This window comes from Azospirillum formosense (genome assembly GCF_013340925.1).
GTDB classification, from domain to species: Bacteria; Pseudomonadota; Alphaproteobacteria; order Azospirillales; family Azospirillaceae; genus Azospirillum; species Azospirillum formosense.
Map to the genome: position 1 here is coordinate 1 of NZ_WHOR01000274.1, position 7,533 is coordinate 7,533.

6 protein-coding genes are annotated in these 7,533 nt (G+C 69.8%); all 6 read right to left on the reverse strand.

Annotated features, from left to right (window positions below; all coding sequences use genetic code 11):
- Window positions 1–187: 187 nt before the first annotated feature.
- The 6 genes from GBZ26_RS24620 to GBZ26_RS24645 are packed head-to-tail and all read right to left on the reverse strand — an operon-like array spanning window position 188 to window position 7,529.
- Window positions 188–1,015 carry a universal stress protein gene (locus GBZ26_RS24620; protein ID WP_174441099.1) on the reverse strand — a complete coding sequence of 276 codons (828 nt, stop codon included), beginning with the start codon at window positions 1,013–1,015 and terminating at the stop codon, window positions 188–190.
- 30 nt (window positions 1,016–1,045) lie between these two features.
- Window positions 1,046–1,945 carry a hydroxymethylglutaryl-CoA lyase gene (locus tag GBZ26_RS24625; RefSeq protein ID WP_174441100.1) on the reverse strand — a complete coding sequence of 300 codons (900 nt, stop codon included), beginning with the start codon at window positions 1,943–1,945 and terminating at the stop codon, window positions 1,046–1,048.
- 2 nt (window positions 1,946–1,947) lie between these two features.
- Window positions 1,948–3,951 carry an acetyl-CoA carboxylase biotin carboxylase subunit gene (locus GBZ26_RS24630; protein WP_174441101.1) on the reverse strand — a complete coding sequence of 668 codons (2,004 nt, stop codon included), beginning with the start codon at window positions 3,949–3,951 and terminating at the stop codon, window positions 1,948–1,950.
- Window positions 3,952–3,971: 20 nt separating this feature from the next.
- Window positions 3,972–4,766 (reverse strand): enoyl-CoA hydratase/isomerase family protein, encoded by a 795-nt coding sequence (locus GBZ26_RS24635; protein WP_174441102.1) that lies wholly within the window; start codon window positions 4,764–4,766, stop codon window positions 3,972–3,974.
- 17 nt (window positions 4,767–4,783) lie between these two features.
- Window positions 4,784–6,391 (reverse strand): carboxyl transferase domain-containing protein, encoded by a 1,608-nt coding sequence (locus tag GBZ26_RS24640; protein ID WP_174441103.1) that lies wholly within the window; start codon window positions 6,389–6,391, stop codon window positions 4,784–4,786.
- Between the two features lie 28 nt (window positions 6,392–6,419).
- Window positions 6,420–7,529: an acyl-CoA dehydrogenase family protein gene (locus GBZ26_RS24645; RefSeq protein WP_174441104.1), complete on the reverse strand. Its 1,110-nt coding sequence runs from the start codon at window positions 7,527–7,529 to the stop codon at window positions 6,420–6,422.
- Between the last annotated feature and the right edge of the window lie 4 nt (window positions 7,530–7,533).

Below are 7,533 nucleotides of genomic sequence, written 5' to 3' on the forward strand. Positions count from 1 at the left end.
CTCGACGCCGCAGCCCGACGGTCCCTGCCCCGCCTCGTTGGCGAGCTGTTTCAGGCGGATGGCCGCGCTCAGGCCCGACGGGCCGGCTCCGACGACAAGGACGTCGTACTCCATCACCTCGCGCGGGTCGCGAGCCATCTCATCAGCCATTTCTTCTTCTTTCCTTGTTTCGTGCGAACAACGTCGGTCAGTGCGACAACAGTACGGGAAGGGTCATCTGGCGCAGGATCTGGCGGGTGTTGCTGCCCCGCCCGAACAGCGGGAACAGCGAGCCGCCATAGCCGCCGAAGCCGCCCATCACCAGAAGATCGGCGCCATGGTCCGAGGCGCGCGACAACACGGCGTCCATGGGAGTCATGCTGGCGATGGTCATGCGTTCCTGCGTGGCCTTCACGCCGTGGCTCGCCAGATGCTCCAGGATGTCGACCTGCGGGACGGTGCCGCCTCCCTCCGCCCGAGGCTGGGTGTGGAAGGCGAGCAGGAGCACGGAACTCGCCTGCTTCAGCAGCGGCAGCGCGTCGTTGACGGCGCGGGCGGCCTCGCGGCTGCCGTTCCAGGCGATCACCGGGCGGTCGGCAAGTTGCGGGTAGGTGCCGCTGTGCGGGACGACCAGGATCGGGCGCCCGGCGTTCAGCACCACCTCTTCGAGCAGGTCCGCCGGGACGCGGCTGTCCTCCGGGTCGTGCTGGCCGAAGACGGCGAGGTCGACGTAGCGCGAGCAGATCACCGTCTCGGCGATCACATGGCCGTATTCGCCGTGGCTGAGCTGCCACCAGCGCGTGGTCACCCCGGCCTCGCGGGCCTTCTCCTCGAACAGCTCCCGCGCGCGCTGCGCCGCCTGGGTCAGCGCCGGGCCGGCCTTGCGCGTGACGATGCCGGCACCGGAGCTGTCGCTCTGCGCGAACAGGCCGGTCAATGTGGCACCATGCTTCTGCGCCAGGGTCAGGGCGACGGTCAGCCGCTCCCCGCAGCGGTCGCTGTCATCCACATGCACCAGCAGGTTCGTGAAGCTCATGGCGCCCTTCCCTTCCCTCGTTCCCGTGTTTTACGCACATCCCCGCGCGCGGGCGACCTTCGAGGCGGTCGGACGGCCGATGGCATCGCTGATATAAGCGCCAGCCGCCACCAGCCGGTCGAGATCCACCCCCGTCCCGACACCCAGCCCGTTCAGCATGTAGAGCACGTCCTCGCTCGCCACGTTGCCGGACGCCCCCTTGGCGTAGGGGCAACCGCCGAGCCCGGCGACCGAGCTGTCCACCACCGCCACGCCCATCTCCAGCGTCGCCAGGATGTTGGCGAGCGCCTGGCCATAGGTGTCGTGGAAATGCACGGCGAGACGCTCCATCGGAACGCGCTCCGCCACCGCCGCGATCATCGCCTGGGCCTTGGCCGGCGTGCCGGTGCCGATGGTGTCGCCGAGCGAGACCTCGTAGCAGCCCATGTCGAGCAGCCGCCCCGCCACCTCGGCCACCGCCGCGGGGGCGATCTCCCCCTCGTAGGGACAGCCGAGCACGCAGGAGACGTAGCCGCGCACCGGCACGCCCCGAGCCTTGGCCTGCTCCAGCACCGGAACGAAGCGGTCCAGGCTTTCGGCGATGGAGCAGTTGATGTTCTTCTGGCTGAAGCTCTCCGACGCGGCGGCGAAGACCGCCACCTCGTCGGCGCGGGCGGCGAGCGCTCCCTCCAGCCCCTTGGCGTTCGGGGTGAGCGCGACGTAGCGCACCCCCTCCTTGCGGCGGATGCCGGCGAAGACGTCCGGCGTGTCGGCCATCTGCGGGACCCATTTGGGCGACACGAAGCTGCCCGCCTCGATGGCGGTCAACCCGGCGTCGGTCAGGCGGTCGACCAGACCGATCTTCACCGCCGTCGGGACGATCTGCTTCTCGTTCTGGAGGCCGTCGCGCGGGCCGACCTCCACCATGCGGACGCTCTTCGGCAAGCGCATGCTCATCCCTCCGCCACGTCGAGGACCAGCAGGTCCACGCCTTCGGACACCTGATCGCCCGCCGCGAAGTTGACGGCGCTGACCGTCCCGGCGGCGGGGGCCTTGATGGTGTGCTCCATCTTCATCGCTTCCAGCAGCATCAGCGGCGCGCCCGCCTCCACCGTCTGGCCGGGCTCGACCAGCACGCGGACGACGGTGCCCGGCATCGGCGCGGTCAGGCGGCCGGACCCGCCCTCCTGTTCCGCGGCGCGGGCGGTCGGGTCGTCCAGATGCAGGCGCCACACCGATCCGTCCGACAGGATGGTCAGGTCCAGACCCTGGCAGACCACCGTGGCGCGGGTGCGCACCGCGTCGATGGTGGCGGTCAGCGTCTCGCCGTCGAGCGTCACCCGCTCCGCCTTGATGGCCGGACGGCCCTCCACCTCGATCTCGTAGCCATCGGGCCGGAAATGCAGGGTGAGGCTACGCGGCGTGTCGCCGTCGAGCAGGCGCAGGTCGTGGTGGTTGTCGTCGTTGAGGCGCCAGCCGCTGGCCGACAGCCAGGGCGACCAGGGGTCCGACGCGGCGCGGCGGGCCTTGCGCGTGTCCGCGTTGCGGCGGAGCAGCACGCTGAGCGCGGCGATGGCCAGCCCGCGGTCCGGCACCGGGGCCGGCGGGGGGAGCAGGTCGGCGCGATGCCGCTCGATGAAGCCGGTGTCGATCTCCACCGCGCGGAAGGCCGGATGGCCGGCGATGGCGCCAAGGAAGGCCACGTTGGTGGTCACCCCGACCACCTCGTAGGCGGCGAGCGCCACACGCAGGCGGCGCAGCGCGGCGTCGCGGTCCTCGTCCCAGACGATCAGCTTGGCGATCATCGGGTCGTAGAACATGGTGACCTCGTCGCCCTCGCGGACGCCGGTGTCGACGCGGACATGCTCGTTCTCGGCGGGCGGGCGCAGGCGGACCAGCTTGCCGATGGCCGGCAGGAACTCGCGCTGCGGGTCCTCGGCGTAGAGGCGCGCCTCGAAGGCGTGGCCGCGGCGGGTGAGCTGGTCCTGCATCAGCGGCAGCGTGCCGCCGGCGGCGACGCGCAGCTGCCACTCCACGAGGTCCTGGCCGGTGATCTTCTCGGTCACCGGATGCTCCACCTGGAGGCGGGTGTTCATCTCGATGAAGTAGAATCCGCCGTCCTCGTAGAGGAATTCCACCGTGCCGGCGCCGACGTAGTTCACCGCCTTGGCGGCGGCTACCGCGGCCTCGCCCATGCGGCGGCGCAGGTCGTCGGGCAGCGCCGGGGCCGGGGCCTCCTCGATCACCTTCTGATGGCGGCGCTGGATGGAGCAGTCGCGCTCGAACAGATAGACGCCGTTGCCGTGGGTGTCGCAGAAGACCTGGATCTCCACGTGGCGCGGGCGGCCCAGATACTTTTCCAGAAGCACGCTGTCGTCGCCGAAGGCAGCCTTGGCCTCGCGCTTGGCGCCGGCCACCGCGTCGGCGAACTCGCCGGCGGCGCGGACCACGCGCATGCCCTTGCCGCCGCCGCCCGCCGAGGCCTTGACCAGCACCGGATAGCCGATGCGCTCGGCCTCCGCGCTCAGCGTCTCCAGGTCCTGGGCCTCGCCGTGGAAGCCGGGGACCAGCGGCACGTCGGCCTGGGACATGACGCGCTTGGATTCCGCCTTGGAGCCCATGACGCGGATGGCCTCGATCGGCGGGCCGATGAAGACCACGCCGGCCTCGGCGCAGGCCGCCGCGAATCCGGCGTTCTCCGACAGGAAGCCGTAGCCGGGATGGATGGCCTGGGCGCCGGTGCGCTTGGCAACCTCAAGGATGACGTCGCCGCGCAGGTAGCTCTCGCCGACCGGCGCCGGGCCGATGCAGACGGCCTCGTCGGCCATCTCCACATGCATGGCGCGGGCGTCGGCCTCCGAATAGACGGCGACGGTGCGGATGCCCATGCGGCGGGCGGTGCGGATGACGCGGCAGGCGATCTCGCCACGGTTCGCGATCAGAATCTTGTCGAACATGCCTGTCTCAACCATGGGCCTCAGCTCCGCCACGCGGGTTCGCGTTTCTCCAGGAAGGCGCCGACGCCCTCCCTCCCCTCGTCGCTCGCGCGCTGGCGGGCGATGCGCTCAGCCGTGTCACGGACCAGCGCGTCGTCCAGCGGACGGCGCGCCACGGCGCGGATCAGCTCCTTCGCCGCGGTCTGGGAGGCCGGGCCGCATTGCAGAAGGTTGCGCACCGTTACCTCGACCGCGGCGTCCAGCTCCGCCACCGGAACGGTCTGGTGCAGCAGGCCGAGCCGCAGCGCCTCGGCGGCGGAGAAGCGTTCCGCCGTCAGGAAGTAGCGGCGGCAGGCGCGTTCGCCCATCGCGGCGACGACGTAGGGGCTGATGACCGCGGGAATCAGGCCCAGCCGCACCTCGGTCAGGGCGAAGCTGGCGGTTTCGGCGGATATGGCGATGTCGCAGGCGGCAACCAACCCCACCCCGCCGCCGAAGGCCGGACCCTGCACCACGGCGATGGTCGGCTTCGGGCATTCGTCCAGCGTGCGCAGCATGGTGGCGAGGCCCATGGCGTCCTGGACGTTCTCGTCGTGGCTGTAGCCCGCCATCTTCTTCATCCAGCCGAGGTCGGCCCCGGCGGAGAAGCTCTTGCCGGCGCCGCGCAGAAGGATGACGCGGACATCGGGATTCGAGCCCAGGCTGAGGAAGGCGTCGGTCAGATCGGCGATGACCCGCTCGTTGAAGGCGTTGTGGACGTCCGCCCGGTTCATCGTGACGGCGGCGACGCCGCCCATGGAGCCGTTGGCGGCGATGTCGATCAGAATATCGCTCATGCTTGTCGTCCCCCCGCTCACATCCGGAACACGCCGAAGGTGGTCTTCTCGACCGGGGCGTTCAGCGACGCCGACAGGCCAAGGCCGAGCACCATGCGTGTGTCCGCCGGGTCGATGATGCCGTCGTCCCACAGCCGGGCGGAGGCGTAGTAGGGATGGCCCTGGTCTTCGTACTGCTGGCGGATCGGGGCCTTGAAGGCCTCCTCCTCCTCCGGCGCCCAGCTTCTGCCCTGGGATTCCATGGCGTCGCGCCGGACCTGGGCGAGCACGCCCGCCGCCTGCTCCCCGCCCATCACCGAGATGCGCGAGTTCGGCCACATCCAGAGGAAGCGCGGGGAATAGGCGCGCCCGCACATGCCGTAGTTGCCCGCACCGTAGCTGCCGCCGATGATGACGGTGAATTTCGGAACCTTGGCGCAGGCGACGGCGGTGACCAGCTTCGCGCCGTCCTTGGCGATGCCGCCCGCCTCGTATTTCCGCCCGACCATGAAGCCGGTGATGTTCTGGAGGAAGACCAGGGGAATCCCTCGCTGGCAGCACAACTCGACGAAATGCGCGCCCTTCAGGGCGGATTCGCTGAACAGGATGCCGTTGTTGGCGATGATGCCGACCGGGTAGCCGAAGATGTGGGCGAAGCCGCAGACCAGCGTCGTGCCGTAGAGCGGCTTGAACTCGTCCAGCACCGAGCCGTCGACCACGCGGGCGATGACCTCGCGCACGTCGAAGGGCTTGCGCGGGTCGCTGGGGATCACACCGTAGAGTTCGCGCGGATCGTAGGCCGGCTCCTGCGGCTCGCGCAGGTCCATGTCGATGCGCTTGCTGCGGTTCAGGCTCGACACGACTTTGCGCGCCATGGCGAGCGCGTGGGCGTCGTTCATCGCGTAATGGTCGGTCACGCCGGAGGTGCGGGAATGCACGTCCGCCCCGCCGAGGTCCTCCGCCGACACCACCTCGCCGGTCGCCGCCTTCACCAGCGGCGGGCCACCGAGGAAGATGGTGCCCTGGTTGCGCACGATGATCGCCTCGTCCGACATGGCGGGCACATAGGCGCCGCCCGCCGTGCAGCTTCCCATCACCACGGCGATCTGCGGGATGCCCTGGGCCGACATGTTGGCCTGGTTGAAGAAGATGCGGCCGAAATGATCGCGGTCGGGGAACACCTCGTCCTGGTTCGGCAGGTTAGCGCCGCCGCTGTCCACAAGGTAGATGCAGGGCAGGTTGTTCTGCTGAGCCACTTCCTGGGCGCGCAGGTGCTTCTTCACGGTCAGGGGGAAGTAGGTGCCGCCCTTCACCGTGGCGTCGTTGACGACCACCATGCATTCCTGCCCGGCCACGCTGCCGATGCCGGTGATGATGCCCGCCGCCGGAATGTCGTCGTCATAGACCTTGTAGGCGGCCATCTGCGACAGCTCCAGGAAGGGCGAACCCACGTCCAGGAGCTGGCGGATGCGCTCGCGCGGCAGCAGCTTGCCGCGGGACAGGTGCTTGTCGCGGGCCTTCGCGCCGCCGCCCTGCTTGATGGCGCCCACCTTCTCGCGCAGGTCGGCGACCAGGGCGGACATGGCGTCGGCGTTCGTCTGGAACTCGGCGGAGCGCGGGTTCAGGGCGCTCTTCAGGACGGTCATGGCCGTCGTCCTCCCGTCTCTTCTTGTTCTACTGCATCAGGGCGCGGCTGATGACCAGCCGCTGGATGTCGCTCGTGCCCTCGTAGATCTGGCAGACGCGCACGTCTCTATAAATGCGCTCCACCGGGAAATCGTTCAGGTAGCCGTAGCCGCCATGGATCTGGATGGCGTCGGAGCAGACGCGCTCGGCGATTTCCGAGGCGAACAGCTTCGCCATGGCGGCCTCCTTCAGGCAGGGCTCGCCCGCGTCGCGGAGGCTCGCGGCGTGCAGGACGAGCTGGCGCGCGGCCTCCACCTTCGTCGCCATGTCGGCCAGCCGGAAGGCCACCGCCTGATGCTGGATGATCGGCACGCCCATGCTCTGCCGCTCCTGGGCGTAGCGGGTGGCGTGGTCGAGCGCGGAGCGCGCCATGCCCACCGACTGCGAGGCGATGCCGATGCGCCCGCCCTCCAGGTTGGCGAGCGCCACCCGGTAGCCGCCGCCCTCCGCGCCCAGCATCAGGTCGGCGGGGATGCGGCAGTCCTCCAGTACGATCTGACAGGTGTCGGAACAGCTCTGGCCGAGCTTTTCCTCGACCCGCGCGACCTGGAAGCCGGGGGTGTCGGTCGGCACGACGAAGGCGGTGATGCCCTTCTTGCCGGCCTCGGGGTCGCTGACCGCGAAGACGATGGCGACGTCGGCGTTTTTCCCCGAGGTGATGAACTGCTTGGTGCCGTTGAGGACCCAGTGGTTGCCGTCGCGGCGGGCGCGGGTCTTGATGGCGGCGGCGTCGGATCCCGCCTGCGGCTCGGTCAGGCAGAAGCAGCCGAGCTGCTCGCCGCGGGCCATCGGCTTCAGGAAGCGCTCCTTCTGCTCGGCGCTGCCGAATTTCAGGATCGGCATGCAGCCGACGGAGTTGTGCACGCTCATGATGGTGGAGATGGCGCCGTCGCCCGCCGCGATCTCCTCGATGGCGAGCGCGTAGGCGATGTGGTCGGTGCCGGCGCCGTCGAACGCCTCGGGCACCAGCATGCCCATCAGGCCGAGCTTGCCCATCTCGGCCAGCTCCTCCTTGGGGAAGGCGCCGGTGCGGTCGCGGTCGGCGGCGGTGGGCGCCAGCCGCTCCGCCGCGAAGTCCCGCGCCATGTCGCGCACCATCCGC

Excerpts from the sequence above, each read along its gene's own strand:
- GBZ26_RS24620 (WP_174441099.1), bottom strand. The coding sequence starts at position 1,015 with ATGAGCTTCACGAACCTGCTGGTGCATGTGGATGACAGCGACCGCTGC.
- GBZ26_RS24625 (WP_174441100.1), bottom strand. The coding sequence starts at position 1,945 with ATGCGCTTGCCGAAGAGCGTCCGCATGGTGGAGGTCGGCCCGCGCGAC.
- GBZ26_RS24630 (WP_174441101.1), bottom strand. The coding sequence starts at position 3,951 with ATGTTCGACAAGATTCTGATCGCGAACCGTGGCGAGATCGCCTGCCGC.
- GBZ26_RS24635 (WP_174441102.1), bottom strand. The coding sequence starts at position 4,766 with ATGAGCGATATTCTGATCGACATCGCCGCCAACGGCTCCATGGGCGGC.
- GBZ26_RS24640 (WP_174441103.1), bottom strand. The coding sequence starts at position 6,391 with ATGACCGTCCTGAAGAGCGCCCTGAACCCGCGCTCCGCCGAGTTCCAG.
- GBZ26_RS24645 (WP_174441104.1), bottom strand. The coding sequence starts at position 7,529 with ATGGTGCGCGACATGGCGCGGGACTTCGCGGCGGAGCGGCTGGCGCCC.